Origin of the sequence: Bradyrhizobium sp. AS23.2, assembly GCF_001908185.1 — a bacterium.
Classification (GTDB): domain Bacteria; phylum Pseudomonadota; class Alphaproteobacteria; order Rhizobiales; family Xanthobacteraceae; genus Bradyrhizobium.
The window spans coordinates 88374-114329 of the sequence record NZ_LGHM01000054.1; the positions used below are offsets into that span (position 1 = coordinate 88374).

The 25956-nt window shown below is 61.4% G+C and carries 20 protein-coding genes, 1 tRNA gene and 2 pseudogenes; 17 read left to right on the forward strand and 6 right to left on the reverse strand.

Translation table 11 applies throughout. The features are described from left to right. Positions 1-13: 13 nt before the first annotated feature. Positions 14-847, reverse strand: a complete 834-nt coding sequence (locus AC630_RS13435) for an ABC transporter substrate-binding protein (protein WP_074118999.1) — start codon at positions 845-847, stop codon at positions 14-16. 398 nt (positions 848-1245) lie between these two features. Between AC630_RS13435 and AC630_RS13440 the strand changes: the two genes are divergently transcribed. Both AC630_RS13440 and AC630_RS13445 read left to right on the forward strand, forming a co-directional pair. Next, positions 1246-2139 (forward strand): substrate-binding domain-containing protein, encoded by an 894-nt coding sequence (locus AC630_RS13440; RefSeq protein WP_074119000.1) that lies wholly within the window; start codon positions 1246-1248, stop codon positions 2137-2139. A 98-nt stretch (positions 2140-2237) separates the two neighbouring features. Beyond that, complete coding sequence (locus AC630_RS13445; protein WP_074119001.1) at positions 2238-3452, forward strand: ABC transporter substrate-binding protein; 1215 nt, start codon at positions 2238-2240, stop codon at positions 3450-3452. Between the two features lie 130 nt (positions 3453-3582). Here the strand turns inward: AC630_RS13445 and AC630_RS13450 are convergent, their stop codons facing one another. Continuing rightward, positions 3583-4560: a TAXI family TRAP transporter solute-binding subunit gene (locus AC630_RS13450; protein ID WP_074119002.1), complete on the reverse strand. Its 978-nt coding sequence runs from the start codon at positions 4558-4560 to the stop codon at positions 3583-3585. 107 nt (positions 4561-4667) lie between these two features. Here AC630_RS13450 and AC630_RS13455 point away from each other — a divergent pair, with 107 nt between their 5' ends. The 7 genes from AC630_RS13455 to AC630_RS13485 all read left to right on the forward strand — a co-directional run bounded on the left by AC630_RS13455 (position 4668) and on the right by AC630_RS13485 (position 11431). Beyond that, positions 4668-5645: a Bug family tripartite tricarboxylate transporter substrate binding protein gene (locus AC630_RS13455; protein ID WP_074119027.1), complete on the forward strand. Its 978-nt coding sequence runs from the start codon at positions 4668-4670 to the stop codon at positions 5643-5645. Between the two features lie 347 nt (positions 5646-5992). Then, a tRNA-Ile gene (locus AC630_RS13460) sits at positions 5993-6068 on the forward strand. Between the two features lie 444 nt (positions 6069-6512). Beyond that, positions 6513-7997 (forward strand): serine/threonine protein kinase, encoded by a 1485-nt coding sequence (locus AC630_RS13465; RefSeq protein WP_074119003.1) that lies wholly within the window; start codon positions 6513-6515, stop codon positions 7995-7997. A gap of 362 nt (positions 7998-8359) precedes the next feature. Beyond that, complete coding sequence (locus AC630_RS13470; RefSeq protein ID WP_074119004.1) at positions 8360-9067, forward strand: hypothetical protein; 708 nt, start codon at positions 8360-8362, stop codon at positions 9065-9067. Continuing rightward, positions 9045-9878 carry a serine/threonine protein kinase gene (locus tag AC630_RS13475; protein ID WP_074119005.1) on the forward strand — a complete coding sequence of 278 codons (834 nt, stop codon included), beginning with the start codon at positions 9045-9047 and terminating at the stop codon, positions 9876-9878. Before AC630_RS13470 ends, AC630_RS13475 begins: the two co-directional genes overlap by 23 nt. Further along, on the forward strand, positions 9875-11074 hold the full coding sequence (locus AC630_RS13480; RefSeq protein ID WP_143198023.1) for a hypothetical protein: 1200 nt from the start codon (positions 9875-9877) through the stop codon (positions 11072-11074). Before AC630_RS13475 ends, AC630_RS13480 begins: the two co-directional genes overlap by 4 nt. 63 nt (positions 11075-11137) lie before the next feature. Continuing rightward, entirely contained in the window at positions 11138-11431 is a 294-nt protein-coding gene (locus tag AC630_RS13485; protein ID WP_074119007.1) for a hypothetical protein, read from the forward strand. 16 nt (positions 11432-11447) lie between these two features. On the opposite strand, the gene AC630_RS43780 is transcribed toward AC630_RS13485, so the two are convergent. Continuing rightward, entirely contained in the window at positions 11448-11852 is a 405-nt protein-coding gene (locus AC630_RS43780; protein WP_143198024.1) for a hypothetical protein, read from the reverse strand. Between the two features lie 562 nt (positions 11853-12414). On the opposite strand from AC630_RS43780, the pseudogene AC630_RS13495 reads away from it, so the two are divergent. Beyond that, a pseudogene (locus AC630_RS13495) lies at positions 12415-12516 on the forward strand (DUF1259 domain-containing protein); the annotation flags it as partial. A gap of 196 nt (positions 12517-12712) precedes the next feature. Here AC630_RS13495 and AC630_RS13505 read toward each other — a convergent pair. Next, positions 12713-13618 (reverse strand): chromate resistance protein ChrB domain-containing protein, encoded by a 906-nt coding sequence (locus tag AC630_RS13505; RefSeq protein ID WP_143198026.1) that lies wholly within the window; start codon positions 13616-13618, stop codon positions 12713-12715. Positions 13619-13948: 330 nt separating this feature from the next. Here AC630_RS13505 and AC630_RS13510 point away from each other — a divergent pair. From AC630_RS13510 to AC630_RS13545, 6 genes and pseudogenes are all read left to right on the forward strand, one after another. Beyond that, positions 13949-14983, forward strand: a pseudogene (locus tag AC630_RS13510) (Cj0069 family protein). A gap of 3 nt (positions 14984-14986) precedes the next feature. Then, positions 14987-15583 (forward strand): ABC transporter ATP-binding protein, encoded by a 597-nt coding sequence (locus tag AC630_RS13515; RefSeq protein WP_074119009.1) that lies wholly within the window; start codon positions 14987-14989, stop codon positions 15581-15583. Next, positions 15580-16386 (forward strand): ABC transporter permease, encoded by an 807-nt coding sequence (locus tag AC630_RS13520; protein WP_074119010.1) that lies wholly within the window; start codon positions 15580-15582, stop codon positions 16384-16386. Before AC630_RS13515 ends, AC630_RS13520 begins: the two co-directional genes overlap by 4 nt. Before the next feature lie 1160 nt (positions 16387-17546). Then, entirely contained in the window at positions 17547-17909 is a 363-nt protein-coding gene (locus AC630_RS13535; RefSeq protein ID WP_074119013.1) for a hypothetical protein, read from the forward strand. Positions 17910-18140: 231 nt separating this feature from the next. Next, complete coding sequence (locus AC630_RS13540) at positions 18141-18731, forward strand: ATP-dependent DNA ligase (protein ID WP_074119028.1); 591 nt, start codon at positions 18141-18143, stop codon at positions 18729-18731. 632 nt (positions 18732-19363) lie between these two features. Next, positions 19364-20110 (forward strand): hypothetical protein, encoded by a 747-nt coding sequence (locus AC630_RS13545; RefSeq protein ID WP_074119014.1) that lies wholly within the window; start codon positions 19364-19366, stop codon positions 20108-20110. Positions 20111-20691: 581 nt separating this feature from the next. Here AC630_RS13545 and AC630_RS13550 read toward each other — a convergent pair. Next, entirely contained in the window at positions 20692-21867 is a 1176-nt protein-coding gene (locus tag AC630_RS13550) for an OpgC family protein (protein ID WP_074119015.1), read from the reverse strand. Positions 21868-22578: 711 nt separating this feature from the next. Here AC630_RS13550 and AC630_RS13560 point away from each other — a divergent pair. Beyond that, entirely contained in the window at positions 22579-23655 is a 1077-nt protein-coding gene (locus tag AC630_RS13560; RefSeq protein ID WP_245330369.1) for a helix-turn-helix transcriptional regulator, read from the forward strand. Between the two features lie 354 nt (positions 23656-24009). Here the strand turns inward: AC630_RS13560 and AC630_RS13565 are convergent, their stop codons facing one another. Further along, positions 24010-25125, reverse strand: a complete 1116-nt coding sequence (locus AC630_RS13565) for a radical SAM/SPASM domain-containing protein (protein WP_074119018.1) — start codon at positions 25123-25125, stop codon at positions 24010-24012. Between the last annotated feature and the right edge of the window lie 831 nt (positions 25126-25956).

Genomic DNA, 25956 nt, shown 5'->3' on the forward strand with positions numbered 1-25956 from the left:
GGCGATGCGGGCGTCAGCCGCCAGACTTGCCCGCATTCGGGAAAAACAGCTGCTGACCGTCGACCTTGTAGCCGGCGATCGCCGCCTGCCCCTCCGGCGAGATCAACCAGTCGATGAAGGTCTGCCCCAGTTCCTTCATCACGGTTGGAAACTTCTCCGGGTTCACCAGCATCACGCCGTATTGGTTGAGTAGCCGCTTGTCGCCTTCGACGACGATGTCGAGATCGCCGCGATCCTTGAAGGCGATCCAGCTGCCGCGGTCCGACAGCACATAGGCATTGGCGGCCCGGGCGGCCTCGAACGCTGCGGTCATGCCCTGCCCGGCCTCGCGATACCAGGCTCCCTTGGCGCTGGCGATGTCGATGCCGGCGACGATCCAGAGCGCGAGCTCCGCGGCGTGGGTGCCGGAGCGGTCGCCGCGCGTCACGAACGGGGCGCCCTTAGCCTCGATCGCCTTCAGCGCGGTCGCTATGTCCTTGCCCTTTACGCCGGCGGGATCGCTCTTGGGCCCGATCAGCACATAGTCGTTGTACATGACGTCGAAGCGCTTTGCGCCAAAACCGTCGGCGACGAATTTCTCTTCCTGCGGCCGCGCATGCATCAGCACGACATCGGCTTCACCCCTTCGCGCCCCGTCCAGCACCTCATCGGCGCGACGCGCAATCACCGTCACCTCAATGCCGGTCTTGTCACGGAAGATCGGCAGCAGATAATCGAGCAGGCCTGAATCCTGCGTCGATGTCGTCGTGGCCAGGACGATCGCGCGGTCCTCCGCGGATGACGCCGCGACGCCTGCGGCAAGGCCGCAGAGAAGCGCTAATGCAACGGACAGGCGGCGAACGACCATGGCTGGTTCCCGTGAGGTACGAAATCGGCATGATCCTGATGGCGGATTGCGCCGCGCTCATGACGCGATTCCGCTTCGAACGGCACAAACAGGACAATACCAGATAGAACGCGTGATTGACCACCACCGGCAGCGGGTCTCACCGCGCGCGGCCGATTGCGCACCCGGGAAACATCGGCAATGCATCGACCGGCACGTCGATTGCAATCGCGAGCGCGCGTCGCAAGGCCCGCACCAAGTCAGCGTGCAAGAATGACGACAGGTGCAGAATCGGAAGTCAGGACGTGTTGCAAAGCAGCGAGATGATCGGGCATGGTCCGCGTGAACCGAAATTGAACTGCAGAATTCCACCTGCATCAAACGTCTAGCAGAAGCAAGAATTTGCATAGGAATGCAGGATGGAATTCCTGACGACCAGTGAAGCCGCCGACTATCTCCGGCTCGGCGAACGCAAGCTCTACGAGCTCGTCACCACCGGTGCGATCCCCTGCACCAAGGTGACCGGGAAGTGGCTCTTCCCACGGCACGAGCTCGATCGCTGGGTGCTGTCGGGAATGTCGCGTCCGGCCGGCATGCTGATCGCGGAGCCGCCGCCGGTCGTGGGCGGCAGCCAGGACGAGCTCCTGGATTGGAGCCTGCGCGAATCCGGCTCAGGCCTGGGATCGATGAGCGAAGGCAGCGCACGCGGGCTCGAACGCTTGCAGCGCGACGAGGTGATGGCGGTCGCCGTGCACTTCCACGGCTTAGATGCCTCCGACAATCTCGCCCGCGATGCCAGCGCCGATGCGCTGCGGGTCGCTCCGGACCTGCATGATGCGGTGCTGGTCGCGTTCGCGCGCCGCGAACAGGGTCTCGTGTTGCCGCCGGGCAATCCCAAGCGGCTGCGCGGCCTGTCCGACGTGCTCGCACTCGGCAGCAGGATGGCGATGCGACAACAAGGCACGGGCGCGCAGATGCTGCTCGACATGCTGCTGAAGCGCGCCGGAGCCTCGACGCGCGATCTGCGCCGGGTGGAGACGCCAGCCCTCACCGGGCCGGATCTCGCCGAAGTGGTTCGCGCCGGCCAGGCCGATTGCGGCGTCGCGACGCGCGCGGCCGCGCGCTCGGCCGGCCTCGATTTCGTGCCGCTGGTCTGGGAGAATTTCGATCTGGCGATGCGGCAGCGCAGCTATTTCCGCCCGCCGATGCAGGCCCTGCTCCGGTTCCTGAATGAAAGACGGCTGCGGCAGCGCGCCGAGGAGCTGACCGGCTACGATCCCTCGCCCGCGGGACAGATCCGCTTCGCAGCCTGACGTTGACGGCCACCCCCAAATAGTTGCAAAAGAAACCAATTAAACCGGGCCATACCCGGGCAACACCGGCCAACGAGCCGGATCAGGGGAGGACAAGCGTGAATCCAATTAGATTTGGACTGCCGGTCGTTGCCGCATTGGCGGCGGCGCTGATGCCGGGCGCCGCGTCGGCGCAGGTTTCCGACAACGTCGTCAAGATCGGCGTGCTCACCGACATGAACGGTCCCGCCTCCGCGCCGACCGGCCAGGGCTCGGTGACGGCGGCGCAGATGGCGATCGACGATTTCGGCGGCACCGTGCTCGGCAAGCCGATCAGCATCGTCGTCGGCGACCACCAGCTCAAGGCCGACGTCGGCGGCGCCATTGCGCGGCGCTGGTACGATGTCGACCAGGTCGACCTGATCGTCGACGTGCCGGTCTCCGCGGTCGGGCTCGCCGTACAGAACATCGCCAACGAGAAGAAGCGGCTATTCATCACCCACTCCACCGGCACCGCGGACTTCCACGGCAAGTTCTGCTCGCCCTATGCGATGCAGTGGGTATTCGACACCCGCGCGCTCGCGGTCGGCACCGCGGATGCAGTCGTCAAGCGCGGCGGCGACAGCTGGTTCTTCATCACCGACGACTATGCCTTCGGCCATTCGCTGGAGCGCGACGCCTCCAGCGTCATCACCGCCAATGGCGGCAAGGTGCTGGGCTCGGTGCGGCCGCCGCTGGCAACGCCCGACCTCTCCTCCTTCGTGCTGCAGGCGCAGGCCTCCAAGGCCAAGATCATCGGCATCGCCGCCGGCCCGCCCAACAACATGAACGAGATCAAGACCGGCTCGGAGTTCGGCGTGTTCAAGGGCGGCCAGCAGATGGCGGCGCTGCTGGCGTTGATCACCGACATCCACGGCCTCGGCCTGCAGGCGGCCCAAGGCCTCTTGCTGACGACGTCGTTCTACTGGGACATGGACGACAAGACCCGCGAATGGTCGAAGCGCTACTTCGCCAAGATGAACAAGATGCCGTCGATGTGGCAGGCCGGCGTCTATTCGAGCGTGATCCACTATCTCAACGCCATCAAGGAAGCCGGCACCGACGATCCGCTCAAAGTGGCGGCGAAGATGCGGGAAAAGCCGGTCGAGGATTTCTTCGCCCGCCACGGCAAGCTGCGCGAGGACAATCTGATGGTGCACGACCTCTGGCTGGTGCAGGTGAAGACGCCCGAGGAAAGCAAGTACCCCTGGGACTATTACAAGATCCTCACGACGATTTCGGGCGAGAAGGCCTTTGGGCCGCCGGACCCGGCGTGTCCGCTGGTGAAGAAGTGACAAGCAACCGAATCTAGCCGCGTCGTCATGGCCGGGCCTTGTCTCGGCCATCCACGCGCTTCCGCGATCGCCATCGGTCGTGGATGCCCGGGACAAGCCCGGGCATGACGACTGTGCGTGCAGTCGTGCCCTATCTCACCACGCCCATCTCGCGAAAGTACTTCATCACGCCCGGATGTATCAGCTCTACCCTCGGCGCCGCCGCGACTGTGTTCGCCGCCGTGGTCTCGCAGGCTTGCGCGAGCTTCTTGCAGAACGTCGCCTCGACACCGTGCAGCGTCTTCGCCAGCCGGTAGGCGACATCATCAGGCAGATCTTCGCGCGTCAGGACAAAGCTCCAGGAGCCGAGCGAGGCGATCGGCTCGGACTGCTTCGGGTAGGAGCCGGCCGGCACGGTCAGCGGCTTGAGGAACGAATGCTTGGCGCGGATGCGCGCGATCTCTTCGGCATTGGGCGCGATGAAGCGCGCGCCTGATGCACTCGATGCCACCGCCGCGAAGCCGGGCCAGCCGATGCCGGCGCCCCACAGCGCCGCGACGCGGCCATCCTCGACCATCGCGGGGCCATCGCCGGCGCGGTCGAGATAAACAGCCTTGAAGTCCTCGTCCTGTTTCAAGCCAAGGCCATCCAGCACGTAGCGCGCCAGGATCGGCAGGCCCGAGCCCTTGGCGCCGAACGCGACGGGCTGGCCGACCAGATCGCGGATCGTCTTGTAGGGACTGTCCGCCCGCACCACGAACATGCCGGGATTGGAATAGATCGCGGTGAGGATCTTCAGCCGCACCGGCGCGCGGCCGATGCCGGCAAAGGCTTCATAGGCCGGCTCGCCCGCGACCAGCGCGAGATCGAGCTCACCCTTCTCCAGGAGCGGAATGTTCTCGTTGCTGCCCTTGGTGTTGCGCGGGGCGATGGTGGCTTGCGGATCGGCCGCGTTCATCACCTCCGCAAAGGCGTTGCCATAGAGCGGAAAGCCGCCGCCGGGCGTCGCGGTGCCGAGGCTGATCGTAAGGCTAATCGTCGTGGTCGGAATGGCCTTGCCTCCGGTTTGAGCAGCGGCGGGGCTTAAGAGCAGCGCCGCACTGAGAAGGAAAAGGAAAGCGAATCTCATGGTCGTTCCCGGCGGACCTGCGTCAACACCGACTTGCGGCGATGTAGGCAACGGCCCGATTTTGTGAAAGCATGCTGCCCAACGACAATAAAACAATGGGAGGCGACATGTTGCGAATTTTGCGTAATGCTGTTTTCGGGCTGGTTTTTCTTGTCGGTCTTTTCAGCGCCTCCCCTCCCGCCTCCGCCGCCGACTACCCCAACCGCCCCGTGCACTGGATGATCGGCTTCGCCGCCGGCGGCCCGGTCGACATCGTTGCGCGGATCATGGCACAGTGGCTGTCGGACCATCTCGGCCAGCAATTCATCGTCGAGAACCGCGCCGGCTCCGGCGGCAACATTGCGGCCGCCGCGGCGATCAACGCGCCGGCCGACGGCTATACGCTGCTGTTCGTCGCGCCCAACAACGCGATCTCGACCTCGCTCTACAAGAAGCTGCCCTACGACTTCCTGCGCGACACCGTGCCGGTCGCGAGCATCATGCAGCTCACCAACATGCTGGTCGTCTCCAATGCGATGCCGGTGAAGACCGTCAAGGAGTTCATCGACTACTGCAAGGCCAATCCCGGCAAGATCTCCTTCGCCTCCTCCGGCAACGGCACCTCGGTGCACATGTCGGCCGAACTGTTCAAGGTGATGACCAAGTGCGACATGGTGCATGTGCCCTATCGCGGCTCGGCGATCGCCTTCCCCGACATCATCTCCAACAAGGTGCAGCTGATCTTCGACAATCTGCCCTCCGCACTGGAGCAGGCGAAGGGCGGCAATGTCCGCGCGCTCGGCGTGACCTCGCCGCAGCGCTGGCCCGCCGTGCCCGACGTGCCCGCGATCGCCGAGACCGTGCCGGGCTTCGAATCGGTCGGCTTCTACGGCATCTCCGCGCCGAAGGGCACGCCGCCCGAGGTGGTCGAGATCCTCAACAAGGCCGTCGGCGAGGCGCTGAAGGACCCGAAGCTGGCGGCGCGGCTGACCGAGAACGGCGGCATCCCCAAGCCGATGACCCCGGCCGAGTTCGGCAAACTGGTCGCGGACGAGACCGAAAAGTGGCGCAAGGTAGTGGAATTCGCTGGCGTCTCGGTCGACTAGGGCCGGCCGGCCAGGGGTGTGTAGCTCGCCGGCACATCGGGGGGACCGGAGGGGCCCCCTCGAATCAAAAAACTCGAAAACAACCCCATGCACAGTAGAAAAGGCGGGGGATCACAGCGAGTTACAGAAGCGAAAAATGAACTCCGCAGGGGTATTTGACTCGTCGGGCAAAACACCGGCACAATCCTATCATCACCCCATCCCGGCGATCGACCGGCGAGCAGAGCTTGACGCCACGGCGCCAGCGCTCCCGATCGCCCAGGGCCGGCATTGCACCCCCGCCTCAGGCCCTGTAAACGAACCGCGCACCGTTGCCGGCCGCACGTCAAGGCGGCCGTCTCGCGGCGGGGCCTGTAGCTCAATGGTTAGAGCCGGCCGCTCATAACGGTCTGGTTGCAGGTTCGAGTCCTGCCGGGCCCACCAGTGATTTCTGTTGGACGCCACCTAAGTTTGGACTTGTGCCATCCAGGCTGGACTCACCGCCAGGTAAGTCTGGACTGAACCGCGAATACCGTTCTCCTGCGCGCGGCTACAATGGTTGGAGCCGGCCGCTCATAATAGTCTGGTTGGAGGTTCGAGTTCTGCCGGGCCCACCAGTCGGCAGCATCTGTGCGGACACTTTGAAAACGACTCGATTCGCGGTTTAAGAACGACTCGATTTCGTTTTGAAAACGACTCGATCTCAGATCCCACTGACACGACTTACGAATTTCGCCCCGATTTTTTCGCCGATTCTTGAGGGCGAAAAAAGCAAGGGGGGGTCTTTGGGGGGTCGCGACGCCCTTTTTAGTCAGCAAATCGCACTGGCGACGGCAGGACTCCGCTTAGGATTTGCGAGATTTCTACAGGTGGCGGAGATGACCTACGGTGCCTATTTCCAGCGCTCATTTCCATTTCCAGCAGGTGCTCCAATTGTTTGAGCTAGTTAAGCCGCTGAACCGCGACCATTCACTCCTTGAGTACGTCGTCCAAGACGTGCTCGGACAGGGTGGTTTCGGAACGACATACCTTTGTCGAGACGAGCACCTACAGAAGCTCGTTGTTATCAAAGAGTACACTCCACACCGACTGGTGAGGCGAGGCCCCGCTGGCAATCTAGAGGCTTTAGGCAGTCGCGAGGCGATCGTCTTCGCTGATGGCCTTGGCAAGTTCTTGGAAGAGGCACGGAAGCTTGCCCTCTTCCATCATCCAAACATCGTTCGCGTAAATCGGTATTTTCAGGCGCACGGCACTGGCTACTTCGTGATGGACTACGAAGCAGGCGGAAGCCTGCGCGAGATCATCTCGAATCTTGACGGCGCCATGCCCGATCAGGAAGTCGAGGGGCTGATCCTCCCCCTATGCGACGGACTGGCCCAGTTACATCGTCTGGGGTTGCTCCATCGTGACATCAAGCCGGACAACGTAGTGGTCCGTCCGGACGGCTCTCCTGCGCTGATAGATTTTGGCGCCGCCGTTCAATTTGGAGACGCCGCTAGAGGACCAATTCCATTCATTGGCACGGAGGCCTACGCGCCTCCCGAGCAGTTTGATCCAACCGGCGACCTCGGTCCCTGGACTGACATCTACTCGTTGGGAGCAGTGATGTTCGAGATGGTGACCGGACGCCGTCCGAGCCCAGCACGCCGCCGCCTGACCGATGAGAACTTTGTGTCGGTTAAAGACTTTGTTGGCGGGAAATACAGCGACCGCCTACTGAGCCTCATCGATAAGTGCCTATCTCTCGATCGTCGGGAGCGGCCCCAAAACATAAACGAATGCCTGGTGTTGCTTCGAGCAGATCGCGACCAGCGCTTCCGGCTAATGGCCACTGACATCTCGCTTAAAATGGCTGCGCATTTTTGCAACTGGGCCAACCCAAACGGCGGGCTAAACGTCGATGAGTTGATTGCCTTCATGATCGCGTTTCCTGCAACTGATCTTTCATGGCGCATCGGCAAGGGACTGCCAAGCAAGGAAACTGCAGAACGCCTGTTGAACACGTCGAGCCTTCAGGCGGCGGAATATTGCGCCGGGGTCTTCGCCGATCGCGGGTTTCAGCGTTCAAACCGACCGATCAGCTCCTCGTTCGTGCTGGGTCGGATGGATGAGTATGCGGCCACATACCTGCTGGATCGACGCAAGGAGGAATGGCGTTACGAACTGACGCTGCAACACCTCGCTGAGAATTGCATCTCCGCCAGTCACCAGACGGACGTTCCAGGCTTTATTGACCTGATGGAACAGGTTACTGACCGTGCGCGGGGCCGCGTAAAAAAGGAATTCAGGAAACTCTACCGCAAGGTAACCTACCGGCGAGTTGAATCCGGATGGGTGAAGGAATTCGTGAATCTAGAAGAGGACGACCATTAGACCCGTTTTGTCCCTCCCGTCGGCGGAAGCGGCGGCCCTAGCGCAGCGACCATACCGCGGCCGGCCGGCTGTGACTTAAGCTGCCTCGGCACGTTTGCTCCGACGACAGAGCTTCAGTTGATCCCGAGCGCCTTGAAGGCCGCCGTCTTGGGGCCCCGAAGAGATGGGATCGACATGTATCCGCCAATTCCCCCGCCCCCGCAGCAATGCGGGTTTGCCGTTAGGTAGTCGCGAATCTCGCGCTGCCGGTTTACAGCCGTATCTGTGGTCGCCGGCTGCCCTGGAACGGGTGTCAGGGAAACTTAAGATAGACCTGTTTCCATGCAGCAAATCACCTTATACCCTCCTTCATCGAGGGCCCGATGTACGCATCTGAGATGATCCAATACGGCAGTCTGAAGCAGGGACCGGAAGCGCCCCTGCAGCATGCCGTCGAAGGACGACTGCTCGAGCTTTTCCCGCAACAAGATCGCCTGGTATGGAGGGCTGGCTCCGCGCCGGTAGGCGCCGGCAAGCCCGACATCATACTCGCCGGCTGCGCCCCTGAAGTTGTCGCCCTCGACCACACAGACGGCCGAGCCAAAGCTCTCCTGGCCTATCTCAGAATGGCGCGCAAGGCGAAGCTTGTGACGATGTCTGCTCGACTCGGGTACGACGCCAACTCTGTGAAGAAGTCGCTCGAGGGTCTACTCGAAGCCAAGATCGTCCTCGCCGAGAACGACAGCTTCAAGATGTCTGATCCCTGGAAATCGGTGCTGCCCGAAATCGTCACGATCGAAGCCAAGGTCGGTGATTGGCGTCGTGCCCTGAATCAGGCCGTGCGGAATCAGCTTTTCGCCCATCGATCCTTCGTCGCGCTTCCTTCCAACGTCGCTCTGAGAGCAAAAGAAGACGAAACGTTCAAGCGATACGGAATTGGGATTCTCTCGGTTGAAAATTGTGATAGTGTTCGCGTCCTTAGACACGCAAGGCGCGCAACACCAAGGATCTGGCTGTACTACTACCTGATCGCGAGTCTTGCCGCTGAATATTTCAACGGAGCTCGCGGTGCCGTTCGTAGTCGACATTGATAAAGCCAGAGCCGATTTCCCAGATTTCGAGTTCGTCTCAGCCCTTACTCCCAGCGAACAGAAGGCCGCTTTCCACGTCAGACGGGGAACGGACGATCTCTGCCTGAAGATCATCGCCCCCAACCACTCTCTGGAGCGGGCGCAGCGGGAGGTCGCTGCCATGCAGGAGATAGACCAGCCCAACGTCGTCAAGCTGATCGAGTACGTCTTCAGCTCCAAGGGCGGCCGCACGACCCATTACATGGTCGAAGAATTCATCCAGGGACACGACCTGGCCCAGGACATCCGCCCGGGGCTTTGCTGGCCATTGGAGCAGATCAAGAAGGTATTCGGGGAGCTCTGCGACGGGTTATCGGAGCTTAGGCGCCGCAACATCGTTCACCGCGACCTCAAGCCCAATAACATCCGCATCCGCGAGAGCGGCAGTCCCGTCATCATCGATTTCGGCCTCGCTCGCATGCTGGATCTGGACAGCCTCACACAGACCGGCATGAAGGTCGGGACGCCCCTGTATTTCTCTCCGGAACAGTGCGTCGGCGACAAGCACAGCATCGACCACAGGACGGACCTGTACGCGCTGGGCGCCATCATGTTCCAAGCCGCCACCGGCAAACACCCTTGCCACACCGCTAGGACGATCGACGACCTCTTCCAGGCCGTGTGCCAAGGGGTGAAGATCTCGGATGATGCAGAGTTCGCTTCGCTGCCGGACGGCCTAAAGATGATCATCACCCGCCTATTGGAGAAGGAACGGTCGCGACGCCCGGTGAGCGCCGACCTGGTCGCTAAACTCCTCCGGAGCATCAAGTGATGCGGCGCGGCGTATGGTATCAACTCGGGTTCAACACCCAGATCGTGGTCAAGGACTTCCTGCAGGCCGGCGTCGGCGTCGGCGTGATCGTGAGCCCGAAGGACTTGGCTCACGACAAAGCCATCGAGCACGCGTCCCAATACAGGTCCGACGGAGCGGATGTCCTGCTGGATCCGCAGTTCTACGTACCCGAATACTCGGCCGGAAAAGTCGGGACCTATCCAACGGCTGCTTTCAGACAATCCATCACCACCCTCGGAGCCGTGACTGAACGAGACCTGGAGGGCTTGGCCCGTGCGCTCGAAGACGAGAACCGCAAGTTCGGGACATCGGCCGTCATCGCGCCGGCGCTTCCGTACGAAGCCGCCCGTCCGGACATCGCAGCGCTCAATTCCAAGCTGTTTCGCGCGGCGAAGAAGGCCGGCGAGGCCATCGGGGTGCCGACCTACGGAACGGTGGCGATCTCGCAAACGCTCTCGAACATGGAGCTCGTGGAGAAAGCGCTTTCCAGCGCGACCGCCGAAGAGGCCGACGGGTGGTACTCGACGTTCGAATTCAAGGAAGAGCGGTTGCCGACGGACGTCGACGACGTATTCCGATTCGCGAATGCCTCGCTTACCTTGGCCTGCACCGGTGCGCCCGTTCTGCACGCCTTCGCCGGCCCGATTTCGATTCTGTCGTTCGGATCCGGCGCAACGGGCACGGCGGTGTCCTTCTGGCAAAATCTGTGGGGCTTCAACAGGGAGCGCTGGAAAGAGAGCGCCGATCAGCAGGGAGGCGGCGGCAATGCTCCACCGCGGTTCTTCTCCGCTCCGCTTTGGGGCACCATCGTCTATCCCGACGAAGCCCTGCAGATCGACAGGGAGCTCAGGCGGGAGATCATGCTGTCCACCTCCTATTCCGCCCCGACCGAGCGCGATCTCCCTTGGGACAAGTGGGAGTCGTACCGACACCTGCTGCTTTCCGTCGCCAATAATGTGAGCGATATCGCGTCGGCGACGACGGCGAAGGGCGCGATGGAGATGGCGGCCGCACGGCTGGAAAGAGCCGTCAACCTCCACCGTAGGATCGAGCGCACAGTCCCACTTCGAGACAACACCTCGAAATACCAGCCCGTGTGGCTGGAAGTCGCCCGAAAGATGCTCGCGGAGAAGGAGCAGGACTACGAGTATTTCGAGATGACCCGCCCTGCCTGAACCCCGTCGGCGACGGCGCGCTCACGCGAAATACGATAGTCTTTCCGAGGAGGCGAATAAGGGATGGGCTACCAGGTCCTGATCGACGACAACTTCCACTACCAGGACGAATCTGAGCGCGTGAAGCACGGCGTCTTCGCGACCCCCGAGGAGGCGGTTGCCGCCTGCCGGTCGATCGTGGACGAGTACCTATCCGGCGCCTTCAAGCCAGGCATGACGGCCGACGCCCTCTTCGAGAGCTATACGATGTTCGGCGAGGACCCCTTCGTTGTTCCCGACAGCCCAGGGGCCGCGCCCGTCAAATTCTCGGCATGGGACTACGCTCGCCAGAGATGCGTGGAGATCGCTGCCAGCTGACCGATGGTGGCAGGGCTCATCCAGGTTCGCGCTTCCCCTTTGAAGCAAACTCGACGGTGACCTTTCTTGATCGACCGAAGCGCTGTGACTGATGGATCTCTGTCAACCCTGGGGTGGGTCGTGATTGGCTGGGCTTGATGACCGACGGACTGGGTTTTGCGGATTTGAGTTTGGCGGAGTTGGGCTTGCCGGATCGCTTCTTGTTCGGTCGGTTCTCGCCCTTCCGGATCAACTTGCTGCCCGACTCGCGTTCCTGTTTGAAAGCCTCAAGGGCAGCTTTCTCCGCCAGCGATAGTGGGAGCTTGGGTGCGCTATCGGTTTGTTTTCGTTTGGCCCACTTGGGTACTTTCTTGCCGAACCACGATGAATCCCAAGAGCGGATGATCGTGCCGCCCCCGTTGTAATGCCCCTTCCTGCTCACGAATTTCCCCCAATTGCTATGCCACCACTGATTGCTCCGAACGCTCCCGCTCACCCCAACCGCGCGAAAGCCTTTGCTTCACATCGTGCCGGGCGAGAACCTTCTCGCAGAGCTCCCAACGGTCGCCTTTCGGAGTCACGTCGCCAGCGTAGCGGAGGTCGAAGGCATTCGCCCGGGACCGACGCTCCGTGTAGCGTGGGAAACTGGAGGGTGGAGCTCATCGAAGCTCACCGCGACCTCTTCTCCCCGCCGTGCGACACCGCGCTGGCGGCCCAGGGCGCCCCCGAGTGCGGCTCCGGTTGGCATGACCTCCTCGACCGGATGTGCGTCCGGATCCGGACCGCGATCAGGGCCGGCGGCACCTTCAAGTTCAGCCAGATCAAGGAGAAGTACGGCACCCTGCGCGTCTATTGGGAGGGCAGGCTTTCAGCGGAAAAAACCATCCAGGTCGAAGAGGCCATCGCGCTGGCGGAAGCCCGCAGCGCCACCTGCTGCGAGGTGCGCGGTGATCCTGGCCGCCTTCACGGCGACGACTGGCTAACGACCCGGTGCGCGACGCACGCCGAGGCTGTTCTTCATGCACTTTTGGGCGAACGACGACGCCGTGAAGCTCGCCGAAGGCCTGCGCGCGGCCCTCGACAAGACTGCCAGTACGAAGAGCTGAGCCAAAGATTCAAGGAGTCGCCTGATGCCTTACGAAACCAAGCCGATGCCGTTCGATCCGAAGTCGATCAACGGCATCTCTGAAAAGGTTCTCGTCAGTCACTATGAGAACAACTACGGCGGCGCGGTGAAACGGCTCAACGCGATCAGCGCGCAACTCGCCGAGCTGGACTTCGCCAAGGCGCCGAACTTCGTCATCAACGGCCTGAAGCGTGAAGAGCTGATCGCGGCGAACTCGATGATCCTGCATGAGGTCTACTTCGATGGCCTCGGCGGCGCGAGCAAGCCCGGTGGCGCGCTCGCCGAAGCGATCGTACGCGACTTCGGGAGCCTCGAACGATGGCGCACGGAGTTCGTGGCGATGGGAAACCCGCGTTCAACTGCTCTAGGTCGTCGTCGAACATCCGCGATAGGCCAAGCGAGGCTGCGAGCAGGCCCGGCGCCTCCGGAGACAAATCGAGCCGCCCCGTGTCGGCGGCGCGGACCATCGTCGCCAGCCGCTCCAGGGCAGGCGACGACAGACCAAACTCCTTGACCATCACGTCGAAGGTGCAGAGTTCGCCCCGATGGCTCCAGAACACATTCTCGACGTCGAACGGCGTGGCTCCGAGGCGCTCGGCCACGGCTTCGACCTCGGCCGGCGTCACGAACAGGAAGACAGCCGCGGGGTCGACGAAACGGCGGATCAGCCATGGGCAGGCGATGCGATCGATCTTGGGACGTGATCGCGTGACCCACACCGTGCGACGACGGCCGTCGCGCTTGGGGATCTTGTTGGCCGGCACAGTCGGATGGTTCGCTTCCTTCCAGCCGACGTGGCCGCCTTCGAGGACCTCGGCGGCGACCTTACCGCACCGCAGCCAGGCCGCGGTGCCTTCGCTGAGCTTCTTGCCCGTGTGACAGACCACGACCACGGACTGGCGCGTCAGGCGAGACGCCCAATCCTGGACGTCGAGGTGCGAGCGCCGCACCGCGCCAGGAATCAGGTGCGGATCCGCCGAAAAGTCCTCGTCGATGCGTACATCGATGAGCGCCGGCGCGGCCGCCGTGCCTATCAATCGAGACAGTTTGTCGGGGGAAATGGAGGTGTACGATGCTGACATGCTGCGCCCTTGGTGATCAGGACGCGATTCTTGGGCATGACGCCTCGCGGGGAGATCGCACATCCCCGTGCCGCGAATAAAAGCCCGGATCGCGGGGCTGTCAACCCGCGTTTGCTCGGGCACCGCCAAATCCATCGCCGGGACGTCACGAAGATTTCACCGTCCGATTGGAACGGAATCGGTTTCACCACTGAAGCGACCTGGGAGCCCGAAAACACCGGCTTGAAGGATCCACGCGACCTCACGTAGACTGCCTGAGCGGGATCAAGCAGACTCCCGGCGAGACTTCGGTCCAAGCTCTGCGCAGCACGCAACACGTGGAGCTTGCGCATGGACACCGAAAAACACCCCTCTCCCCGAAATACCGTCGTTGTCCTCTCGCGAGGAGACGCCGCTGCGCGTCGAGATGCCACCTCAAAAAACGGACGCTTCGTCGACGTCTTCGAAGCGCTTGCCGCCGCCGGCATGGAAGGGCACCCCGTCATCTACGACGAGAGCTTCGCGGACGCCGCCCGCGAACAACTGCTCGCGGCGGACGGCGTGCTGGTCTGGGTCAACCCGATTCAAGACGGCCGCAATCGCGCCGGTCTCGACGCCATGCTGCGCGACGTCGCCGCGCAGGGCGTTTGGGTGAGCGCGCATCCCGATGTCATCCTCAAGATGGGGACCAAGGAAGTCCTCTATCGGACCCAGTCGATGGGATGGGGAAGCGATACGGCCCTATATCGAACCGCCGAAGCGATGCGCGCCGAGTTGCCGACGCGGCTGGCCGGCGGTCCGCGCGTGATCAAACGCAACCGGGGCAACGGCGGCCAGGGCGTCTGGAAGGTCGAGAAGCTGCCGACTTCACCCATGATCAGGGTGCTGGACGCGACCAAGGACGCGCCCGAGGAACTGACGCTTGATGATTTTCTCAGTCGCTGCTCGGAGTATTTCGAGAACGACAGCGTGATCGACCAAGCGTTCCAGCCTCGCCTGAGCGAGGGCGTCATGCGCTGCTACATGGCTGGCGATCGCTGCGCGGATTTCGGCCATCACAGGGTCAAGGCCCTGGTCGAATCGCCGGCCGCACGCGCCGGAGCCGGGCCACGGCTCTACACGTCCAACGCCGAACCGCGCTTCTAGCGGCTGCGGCGGTTGATGGAAGACGAGTGGACGCCGCAGCTAACCTCATTGCTGGATGTCGCGCGAGGTGACCTGCCCGCGATCTGGGACGCCGACTTCATGCTCGGTTCCGCCCAGGCCGACGGGAGCGACAGCTACGTGCTCGGCGAGATCAACGTCAGCTCGGTGCATCCCTACCCCGACGAGGCGCCGGCGGAGATCGCCAGGCGCGTTGCCGATCGGCTGCAGCTCAAGCTGTGACGCATGCTGACGGTCAACGGGCTCAGGCGCTTGCACATCTCCGTGTCATTCGAGCTGCGGGACGGCGAATGCGTCGCCCTGCAGGGGCCGTCCGGGGTCGGGAAGACTTTGCTGCTTCGCTCCATCGCGGACCTCGATCCCAACGATGGAACGGTCAAGCTTGACGGAACGCTGAGAGAGACGATGCCCGCCCCCGCCTGGCGAAAGCGAGTGACCTACCTCGCCGCCGAGCCCGGCTGGTGGTCCGACACCGTGCAGGAACACTTCACGGGCTGGGGTGATGCCCTACCGCTGGCCACGCGCCTGGGGCTTCCGGACGACTGCGGGCCGTGGCCGATCCAGAGGCTTTCGACCGGCGAGAGACAACGATTGGGGCTTGTGCGGGCGCTCATGCTGCGATCGCGCGTGCTGCTGCTGGACGAGCCAACCTCGGCGCTCGACCCGGCTTCCGCCGCGGCGGTGGAATCCCTAATCGCCGAACGCATTTCGAATGGAACGAGCGTCATCTGGAGCACCCACGACAACGCTCAAGCGCGCCGGGTCGGATCAAGGATATTCGCGATGGGCCCCGACGGCGGCATCGAGGAGAGCCGGACGTGACCTACATCCAGCTTTCGTACGGTGATCTGGCCCTACCCGCCCTCCTTGTCGTCATGGACGGCGTTCTTTCGCTTGTTCTCCGCCTCAAGCTTGAAAAACAACTGGCCATCGCGACCGTGCGCATGGTGGTTCAGCTCGTCCTCGTTGGATATGTATTGACGTTCCTGTTTGCCGCGGTATCGCCCCTCTGGACCGCACTCGCCGCTTTCATCATGGTTCTCTTCGCCTCGCGAGAGATCGTCGCGCGGCAGAAGCGGCGCCTGCCTGGCATTTGGAGCTACGGCTTGGGCGCAGGATGCATGCTGCTCGCCGCCGGTACCGTCACGATGTTTGCACTTTTGACAGCGCTGCGTCCAGACCCGTGGTTTCACCCGCGCTATTCGCTGCCGTTGCTGGGTATGATCCTGGGCAACACCATGACCGGAATAAGCCTGGGCCTGGACGTGCTGACAAACAGCCTGGTGCGCGAGCGAGCAGCCGTGGAAGCTTGTCTTGCGCTCGGCGGCACCCGACACCAAGCCCTGCTGCCAGTCATACGCGACGCCTTGAGAAGCGGCTTCATGCCGATCATGAACAGCATGGCGGCGATCGGCCTTGTTTCCTTACCGGGGATGATGACTGGCCAGATTCTCGCGGGCGTCGAACCAATCGACGCTGTTAAATATCAGCTCTTGATCATGTTCTTAATCGCCGGTGGGACGGGATTGGGAACTCTCGCTGCGGTAATGGGAGGCGCACGTCTGCTCACCGATCATCGGCATCGATTACGTCTCGATCGAATTACCGCTGAAGCATCAACTTAACACTGCATGCGGCGATACCGAGGCTCTTGCGCTTAACGATGGCCGCACTGCTGAGCCGCCCCCCCGGCCCGCGCTCTGTCGGACGCGTGTTCACGTCCAAAACAATCCCCCCCGGGGGCTTATCGCGCGAGCCGGAGGCGGGCCACTTGCGCGCCACTGTGTTGGCTTGCCACTTGCCGCCGCGCACGGTGGGGACGTCACGCTCATTCAAAATCTCGGCAATGCGGTAGGCCGGCATGTCGGCCAGCGGCGCGATGATCGGCCGCCGCGCCTCGGCAGCGGATAACGCTCCCTCAGTCGGGTGACTACGAGCCCGGTGAGCGCAGCCACTTCTCGCATTGGCGGGCTTTTCTCAGAGCTTCGTCACGCGCCGCACCGGGCGCGAGTTGTTCGGCCTCCTCGCGAAGCCGATCGGCTTCCGCGGCTAGGCGCGTTTCCAAGTATGCTGTCTGCTTGATGCGGCGTCGGTGCTGCGTCATCGCCCCCTCGAACCCAGCCGCTTAAGTTTACTCGGCGCCGAGGCCGCCAATTTACGCGGCCTAGCGAGAACCGGCCCACCGCCTCACGCGCGTTGGACGATGGACCGTTCCGGGTGGATGGCGCGGAGCAAGAGGGATCTGGCTATCGCGCCACAGACCGATATTGCAAACGTCCGACAAGAAATCTCATTCCCGTTAGGGCGCAGCCAACTGAGACGGCCTTACTCTGGCGGCAGCAAGCCAGGCGAGCGTAGCCACTCGCTTATGTGAGATCCGGTCTCGGCTTGGCGGGCTCTCCGCAGCAAGCGCTCTCGTTCGACACCAGGGGGAGTGCCCTTGGCCTCCGCGCGCAGGCGGACAGCCTCGGTTGCAAGGCGCTCTTCTAGGGATTTAGCTTGCTGGATACGACGCCGCTCTGTCATGGCGCAGCTCCCTGTTCGAGTGGGGCGGGAGCGCAACCGACGTTCTCATCACCGATAGATACCTAGGGCCGGGCGGTGATGAGTCATAATGCCAAGTCGACGGGTAAAGCTCTGTTCACTTGTGAACAGAGTCCCCGCCAAGGGCAAGGTGCCGGGCATGCCTCAAGGTTTTCGGGTCGAGGTCGGCAAGGACGGCTGGCGACACTGACGGAACGTTGCACTACACTCCGGCCTTATTGCTGCAGTCGGAGCAAGCGTAATGCGTACCTCACCCTCGATCGTCCCGCTCGATCGGCTCGACCGCGACATCTACCTTGTGCTCGAAGATTTCGGCGCGCGCGCCGGCTGCGCCTGGCGGGAGACCGACGAGGCCGACACCGACCTTGAGACCGTGATCCGGCACATCCTGTCCAGCGAATACACCTATCCCGTTCGGATCGTCGCCTTTAACCCGAGCGAGGGATGGAGCCGCGACGCCACCACAGATGTCGCCGACGCCGTGGCGCAGCGGGCCGTTGACACCGACGCAGAGGTTTCGCCAGCTCTGCAAGCGTTCATCGCCACCAACACTTCGAACACGTTCGACATCCAGCTCTCGCTTCCCTTGCGCGGCGCAGCGTGACGCGGTTCCAAGGAGCGGAACGACGATTTCTATTGCGGCGAAAATGCGCTGCTGCTTTACTGCGTCGACCGGGCAGCGCGTTTCATCCTTAGTGATTTACTCCCCGGGGCTGGGTTTGCTGGCACCAATTTTTTTGACTGGCGTTGAAGAGACTTCGGACAGGGCCGCCCGCAAGGCGGCCCTCTCGTATTGCGGATTCGCTTTTTCTGTGGCCATCCCTATCTGATCGTCATGCCCACCGCGTTCGAATTTTGCCTGCCGACGGCCGCCAAAATCGTGCCCGATGGCGCCGGCTGGCTGCATGAAATCAAATATGACGGCTACCGGCTGCGCGTCGAGCGCAAGGGTGACACCGTGCGCCTCTTCACCCGCAACGGCCACGACTGGACCAAACGCTATCCTTGGATCGTCGAAGCTGCGCTGAAGAACCGCGAGGAGCACTTCGTCATTGATGGCGAGGCCGTGGTGCTCGGCGTCGACGGTATCTCCGACTTCAACGCCCTGCACTCACGCAAGAACGATGCCGAGGTGCAGCTCTACGCGTTCGATATCCTCGCCCTCGGCGGAGAGGATTTGCGGCCGCTTCCGCTGACCACGCGCAAGACCAAGCTTGCGCGGCTGCTGCGTGGCCGTCCCGACGGCATCTTCATCGCGCCGTTCGAGAGCGGCGAGATCCGGCCGGAGCTGTTTCGCGCGGCCTGCAGCATGGGGCTCGAGGGCCTGGTCTCGAAACGACGCGACCGGCGCTACGGCGCCGGCCGGTCAAAGGACTGGATCAAGGTGAAGAACCGGACGCACCCGGCGATGACGCGGGAGCTTTAGCAACGTACTTCGAAAGCAGCCAACGTCAGCCTTCGGCGCTCGAGCGCATGTCTTCCGATCAGCAAGGCCGTTGCCGCTGACGTGCGGACGGGTAAGCCCCAGTGTCCTCATTTTAGTGCCCGACGCTCTGTTCGGACTCGGTTGGCGGCCTCTGGTCGCTGGCAAGAGAACGGGCGCCTCGTTCGGCGTCCTGTCCATCCTTGCAGAGCAGATCAACACGCTCTGGTGCGCTGCAGCCATGATCTGAACCTTCATCGTGCAGATCATGCAGCGCCGAAACGCCGGAACGGACTTTCTGTTCATTAGTTTAGCGTCAACCTAAAGGAGAACACGATGATTGCTAACAGGCTTATGATCTTCGGTGCGGTGCTAGCCTTCAGCGCCGGCTCCGCGTATGCGGCTCCCTGCAACATGGCGAGTCGTAGGACTGCGATTAAGCGCGGGGGACAATGATTTCGATTTGCGGTTAGGGGCCGAAAGGACCCTTTGAGAGAGCAATCGCGCTCCCGCATGAGACGAGAGGGAGTGTGCCGTGATCGATCACCCTCATTTCAATGCGTATTCAATCCCAACGCGTGTTTGCCTAGGCGTTGCGCTCTTCGGTGCTGCCCTCCTCGTTGCGATGAAATCGAATGAAAAAAGTCTACCTCATCGTGCTCGGAATTTTCGCAGGGGCAGCGATCGCTTTGATCGCTTTAATCTGGATCAGATTTCATTCCATCGATGTTCGCTACCGGCTGACCGTTGAGGTGCAAGATGGCGATCAGATTAAGGCCGGATCGAGCGTCATCGATGTCGCTTACCCTATGGCAGATATTTTCACGGACGCCCTCCCCGATGTGAGCATTTCTGGCTATGCCCCAACCGTCGATCTCGGTGAAAAGGGGTTGTTGTTTCTGTCATTTATAGATCCGATCCGTACACCGGCGCAGCGGAAAGAAAGTAACATGATGCGGTGTTTCTATAGAGATATCGGATGCATGCCGTTCGTAGCTTACAAACTAACCAAGCTAATCGTTAGCAGCAGCAGCAGCTTCCACGGCGAGAGGAAGGCTGCGCTCGCCGAGTTGCTTCGGCAAAGCGGACCGCGCGAGGTTCCCCTCGCGGCGTTGCCCCAGCTTGATCGATTTCTGGATATCAATGATCCAAATACGCGGGTGTCGGTCTCGCCTGACGATCTTGCCGCAAGTTTTGGACCGGGCTTCCAGCTCAAGCGCGTCATTCTGCAACTGACCGACGATCCCGTAACGCCGCCACCAGAAATCTGGCCGCAATGGCTAAGGGTAAAACGTCAAAATGCTGAGTTTAGGGGGGACGAACCACCGCCACCCCGATCATGGACGCCGTTCTTGCCGTGGATTGAGCAAGGATCCCGGTGATGAAACGGAATGGCTGAACCATCCAGCCTGGCAGCAGGAGAGCAAGACGTCAGGACAGCACGACGGCCGGCCTTGACGGCCCCTTGCGCGCGGCGCGTCTGCGCGCGCAGGCCGGGACGAAGGAACGACCGCTGGGCACGAACAAAGCAACAGCGCGACGTGAGGAGCTATCGATGACGTAACAAACCCTTACCCGCCGAGGTCTGCGAGAGGATGAGACGACGATGGAGAATCGGTCTTCCCGGCACATGCGAACACTGGTGACCCAAATGGCCCGGTCGAGGCCTGTCCGCTAAACAGATCGCATTGCGCGCTGATATCCATGATGGCCCGGAGCACTGCGCTCCAAGCAGAGGCCGGATACATTGATGCAAGACCGCATCTATCGGATCGTCGAAATCTTCTTGCACCGCACGGCCGGACCATACATTTGGGTCAAAAGCGGAAGTCTGAGGCTGCCAGATGCTTGGTCCGCTCTGTCTTCTTCGATAGCGGACATGCCAAGGGCTTTGGCTGCACGTCGGCTCAGGGCCAAGAGCCGCTCGCCGTGCTCCACGCAATCTATCAGTTTAGCCTACAGTTTAGCGAACCGGCGGAACTTTCTCGATCGACTGCGTCCACCCTGACTTCCGCTCGCGCTTGAGGCTGATCGCGTTCAGTAGCCGCGCGCCGACGATCATCATCAGGACTCCAGCAAAACTGACCACGATCTGCATCGCAAGCCCCTCGGAGAGGTCGAGCAGCGTAAGGTGGCTAGCGAGCGCCAGAAGGACGCCGAGACAATAGATCGACAGCGAATTCTCGCCACACCACCTTGCGCAGCTCAGCGTCGGCGTTGATAGCGCTCCCCAATTCTGGGGAATGAATCGCAGCACCACAATTGCGAGAGCCACAAAATGCAGCAGCCGTATCGGACTGAGATTCGATTTATCCAATGGAAACACCAGATCCTTCAAAGTTTGCGGGACCAGCGGCTTGATGCTCCAACTCTGTGCAAGGACCAGGCCGAAAACCAGATAGAGAACAGCAAGAACAAGCGCCGGGCGCGACATCATCCATGGCCGGAATTTCCCTCCCTCAATGACGCACCATGCGCCCAGCACGATCAGAAGCTGCCAAGCCAGCGGATTAAAGAACCAGACGCCATTGGGCCAGGCTGGCACACTCCAACCGAAGACGTGCACGAGCGCGTACAGCAACAGGGACGCTCCCAGCGTCACGTTAGGTGCTCGCAGCAGCAGCCACAGCAGCGGCGCGAACAGCACGTGAAAAATCACAAAAACCGGCAAGACGTCGGTATTGACGGGCCGGTATTGCAGGATTACGGCGTGCGCAAGCGTGGCGCCCGGATGCTGGAGCAGAATTCGCGTATTGCTCAAGTCGGCGAGATCATCGCTGCCCGCAAGGTAGACGAGGACGACGCAAGCGAGCGTGAGCAGCAGAAACGCCGCATAGATGTCCCATCCTCGCCGCAGCGAACGGCCGATCATGCTGCTCCAGCCCTCGCGCTCCCGTGCCCTGCCGTACGCGAGTGCGCAGGTCACGCCCGAGAGGAACATGAAGATCTCGGCGGCATCGCAGAAGCCGTAGTTGCGCGGTGTCAGCCAGCTCCCGATGTTATTGGGAACGTGATCGAGAAAGATCCACCATAACGCGATCCCGCGACAGATGTCGATACGCAGATCGCGGCCAGCCGCTTTGAACTCCGGCGGAGTTTCGCCGAACAACCGCGTCGAGGTGTGAGTTCGATCATCCATCTGCCGGCCTGTCTGCGTGCGCTCGCGCTCATGGGGTCGATAACGCGCGCCAGCTACCCGATGGATGATGGGGACTCCTTGGTCACCCAGCAGCTCCTCTGAGCGCCACGGTCGGCGGGATCATCGTTCTCCCAGGGCACTTGCAAGGTTTTGTCGCCGACGCCCCGTATCAAAAGTTGCTTTCGCATTTCGGTGAGACGGGCACGGCAGTATTCGCGATAAAGCATGTCGACTATGGCGGACATGATCGAATCCCTTCCTGATCACCACGGTTGACGTCCCATGTGAAAGATTTCGAACATTTCACCCGGCGGCTGAAAAGGAGCAGTGCCGGGACGTAATTTGTGTCCGACGGACCTTAATGGTGATGCGACGATCAAGGCACGACAGGAAATCGGTAGAGGATATCTCGTGCTGCAGAACTTCTGCTCGCGGATCGATGAGCCCGAGCAGTCGCGAACAGCGTTGTAAAGTTGGACTTGGTCTTGCACCCTGCCAGGGATTTCCAAATTTGATCCGATGGCAGCAATTTGAAATAGAGCCATCACAATCATCAAGGAGGTATTTGCACGCGATATTCGCAATCAAAGATTGTCGCAATTTTCTGGTCGCCACGTGAGCCAGTTCACATCAACATCAATCACAGGTGAACGAGACTAGCAGACAAGTGATGTAGCTTCTTGGAGTTCTGCGTACCTCAAGGGACGGTCGGTGCGCAAATTGCAAAGTACGAATACCTACAGCTGGCCTGTCGCTGCATCTGAACTCAATGTCTTATCAAGGCTGGAGGTCCCCATGTCTACGGACGCAGCCGATTTCGTATCGCATCGATTTTCGACGCGCGAACATCCGGAGCCGATGCGACTTCCACTATGGCGCGAGAGCTTTGTGCGGGGGATAGTCCACGTCGATGTCGAGCCTCTTGCGAACATTCCGTTTCAAGTCGACGCAACGCTGCAAGCGATCCGCAGTTTGCGCACGCTCGCACTGAAAGGCTCGCCAATGCGCTTCCAGCGCTTGCGGACGAGCATTGCCGACGGTGACGACTCGATCGGCCTGATCGTCTCCTCGCCCGGCAAAAGTCGGCTGACGCAGCGGGGCCGCGACATCGAGCTTTGCGCCGGCGGCGCAGTCTCGATTCTGCATTCGGAGCCCGCCACCGTCACCTATGTCGACGGAATACTATTCGGTCTGGCCGTGCCCCGCGAGGCGCTTGCGCAGCGCGTGACGGACATCGAGAGCCTCGCTATGCGACCGATCCCTCAGCGAAATGAACCGCTTCGTCTCCTCATGGCCTATCTGAAGTCGGCATTCAAGGAGGGGGCTCTGGCCACTCCCAAGCTGCGTGAAGTCGTCATGGCTCACACCTGTGATCTCGTAGCGCTCGCAGTCGGCGAGTGCGCTCCCTTGGGCGAGAGCGATGCGAGTGCGGTCGTGGCCGCGCGCCACAGTGCCGTCCTCGACTACATCGCGACACACTTTCAGGAGCCAGGGCTCAGCGTCGAGACGGTCGCTCGTTGCCAGGGCATATCACCTCGCTATCTGCAGCGCCTGATGGCGCTGTCAGGATCATCGTTCACCGGGCACGTGAATGAGCTACGTCTGCAACTTGCGCTCAAATTGCTGACCGAGGCGCGCGCCGGCGCGCAACTGATTTCCGATATCGCCCTCGAGGTGGGCTTCTCGGACGTTTCGCATTTCAATCGCCTGTTCCGAGCTCGCTTCGGCGATTCGCCGCGTGGGGTTCGCTACATCGGCAGGGATCGCGGCCGAGCTATGTGCCCTTGATCGGCCCATGCGCGAGATGCTGCTACCGAATGTCCGCTTCGGGGCATTCTCGACCGACTCTGCGGGTTCGGCTTGTGTTCGATGTCTGCTCTTCCCCGAAACCGACCAGCTTATTGCGTGGCAACGAAATGACGCGAAGGGCCAGATCCAGACATTGGGCCGCTGGCCAAGATGTTCGCTTTGTTGGCTGATCCCGACTACGCATTGCTGGAGCGAGGCGACGCGCTGGCCTCAGCGGTTTCTCTGTGCGTCCTTCTGGAGAATGCAGGAACTGCGTCCCAGGGCATTTGCTGCTCGCCGGATTTCTCACCTCGGCCGCTAGAAGCGGCGCCTCAGTTTTCTAGCTTCCCAGTCCTATGCACTCTGCGGTCGCTTTTCACTTTCAGGCTCGTGGACCAGCACGGCATAGTCAACGTCGCCGCCAACGTTACTCTGCTGAGCTTTCGCAGGTAAACCGACGCATCGCCGGCACACCGGGTGCATGTCTTCGCCGTAGCGGTCGCGAGCGAACCCAGCCCGGAGGCGGGCATAAGGTTCTGCCCGCCAAATCGTTCGTATGTCCTGGTCGGCCGCGTTCCCTAGCTGGATCTCGTTGACCTGCTGGCAGCACGGCTGCACTCCGCCGTCCCAACCGATGACGGTGGTGTTCCAAGCCCAGAAGCATGGTTTGCGGCCGGCAACCATCTCGCTGTTCGCCTGTGCCTTGATCGCATTGCTTTCTGCACTTTGGTGGTCGAGTACGAATTCGACTGCATCGAAGCCCAGTGAGCGCCACGTCCGCCTGACAATTGGGATCTCCTGAGAGTTATGAGGAAATACCACCATCTTCCAAACCAGGATTGGGCGCTTCGCGCCCAGACGCCGCTTGGCTTCGGCCATCTTGCTGACGTTTTGGAGGACGAGTTCGAAACTACCGCCGATCCGGTACTTCAGATAGGTCTCCTCGCAGGCACCATCGAGTGAAATCAGCATCTGATCGAGGCCGGCAGTTACAAACGCTTCGGCTTGCGACGGTGTCATTGGCACGGACAGGTTCGTGGGGAAGCCGGTGCAGATGCGACGCTCATGTAAATAGCGAACGATCTGGGACAACTCGCGATTTAAGAGCGGCTCGCCTGAATAGCTGAGGCTCACCCCCACGAGTTCACGCACAATCGGATCAACTATGCGCGCGATGCGCTCGACTGTGAGATGCATTTTGTTGTTGAGCGTCTTCTTATAGGCCTTGCTGTGGTGCCAGCAGGCGCCACAACTCAGATGACAGAGTGGGGTCGCCTCGACTTTGATGTAGGGAGGGACGCTGTGCGGACGCGTTCGAGCCAGCCGCAGCTCGATCTCATTGAGAATAAGATTCGCGACCTTGTGCGGGGTGAGATACGGCAACGCGAGCGCGGTGTGGCGCTGCAGATAGACAGCTCGCCTCACTAAGGCGTGAGGTTCCGCCAGGGTTGATGGATCGATCTTCGCCATTATGCCCCTTCCGCGTTCCAATGCGAATGTTGATCGCCGGCAGAAAGGAATGTCGGGTTACGAGGCTGCTATGCCTGCTGATGGCATCAAAGTTGCCCAATCAGTCAGCTGGAAACGTCAGCACGTCCCAGATTAAGGGCAACTGTCGGATACAATACACCATGAGCAGGAACATGCGTACCGAAAAGACATTCTTGTGAACAAGCTTGATCGTCTTCGCGGACGACGACCTCCTTTCACGCGACAATGCGGTTGAATACACGAGCGCTGGGTCTGCAATCATGCCAGCGGAGAACGCTATCGGGAGAGTGCTCGGCAACCCGGGTACTATTGCATCCAGCCGCACACTTGATCCCAGCATTGGTGAATTTCGAGTTGCACCCAACCGGCCTCAGACGCGATCAGGCTCGATGTCTCAGATGGTCGAAAGCCGAAATCGGACCGACTGCCGTTATTTGTCCGCTAGGGAGCCACATTTCGTCGGCCTCGGCCAGCATCGTGGGCGGTGGAGCGAGGCCCAGCAACCTCAATCCAATGCAGCCGCGCATCGGCGCTTTTCTCTTAGGAAAGGAAGCAATTTACGGAACCGTGCCGAAATGGTGGCAAAACCATCCTTCACGGGCAGATGGTGCAGAGTCCCCTTCGGGTCATTAGCTCCGTTTTAACTGTCGACCACGCACTTCCGGTCTACCCCCGAACAGCCGACATTTTCGTGGGCAGTCGGCATGTCTCAAACGAGTCACAAGCAGGCACAGCCGATCTTCCGCTCGTCATGTTCGCTCAAGACATGTTTCGCTATCAATTCCCGAGTTGTTCCGTTTGTGATGATCT

What these genes read in the sequence shown, in the direction of transcription:
- AC630_RS13435 (WP_074118999.1), bottom strand. Translation starts at nt 847, where the DNA reads ATGGTCGTTCGCCGCCTGTCCGTTGCATTAGCGCTTCTCTGCGGCCTT.
- AC630_RS13515 (WP_074119009.1), top strand. Translation starts at nt 14,987, where the DNA reads ATGCTGACGGTCAACGGGCTCAGGCGCTTGCACATCTCCGTGTCATTC.
- AC630_RS13540 (WP_074119028.1), top strand. Translation starts at nt 18,141, where the DNA reads ATGCCCACCGCGTTCGAATTTTGCCTGCCGACGGCCGCCAAAATCGTG.
- AC630_RS13450 (WP_074119002.1), bottom strand. Translation starts at nt 4,560, where the DNA reads ATGAGATTCGCTTTCCTTTTCCTTCTCAGTGCGGCGCTGCTCTTAAGC.
- AC630_RS13455 (WP_074119027.1), top strand. Translation starts at nt 4,668, where the DNA reads ATGTTGCGAATTTTGCGTAATGCTGTTTTCGGGCTGGTTTTTCTTGTC.
- AC630_RS13440 (WP_074119000.1), top strand. Translation starts at nt 1,246, where the DNA reads ATGGAATTCCTGACGACCAGTGAAGCCGCCGACTATCTCCGGCTCGGC.
- AC630_RS13485 (WP_074119007.1), top strand. Translation starts at nt 11,138, where the DNA reads ATGGGCTACCAGGTCCTGATCGACGACAACTTCCACTACCAGGACGAA.
- AC630_RS13535 (WP_074119013.1), top strand. Translation starts at nt 17,547, where the DNA reads ATGCGTACCTCACCCTCGATCGTCCCGCTCGATCGGCTCGACCGCGAC.
- AC630_RS13565 (WP_074119018.1), bottom strand. Translation starts at nt 25,125, where the DNA reads ATGGCGAAGATCGATCCATCAACCCTGGCGGAACCTCACGCCTTAGTG.
- AC630_RS13550 (WP_074119015.1), bottom strand. Translation starts at nt 21,867, where the DNA reads ATGGATGATCGAACTCACACCTCGACGCGGTTGTTCGGCGAAACTCCG.
- AC630_RS13545 (WP_074119014.1), top strand. Translation starts at nt 19,364, where the DNA reads ATGAAAAAAGTCTACCTCATCGTGCTCGGAATTTTCGCAGGGGCAGCG.
- AC630_RS13505 (WP_143198026.1), bottom strand. Translation starts at nt 13,618, where the DNA reads ATGTCAGCATCGTACACCTCCATTTCCCCCGACAAACTGTCTCGATTG.
- AC630_RS13470 (WP_074119004.1), top strand. Translation starts at nt 8,360, where the DNA reads ATGTACGCATCTGAGATGATCCAATACGGCAGTCTGAAGCAGGGACCG.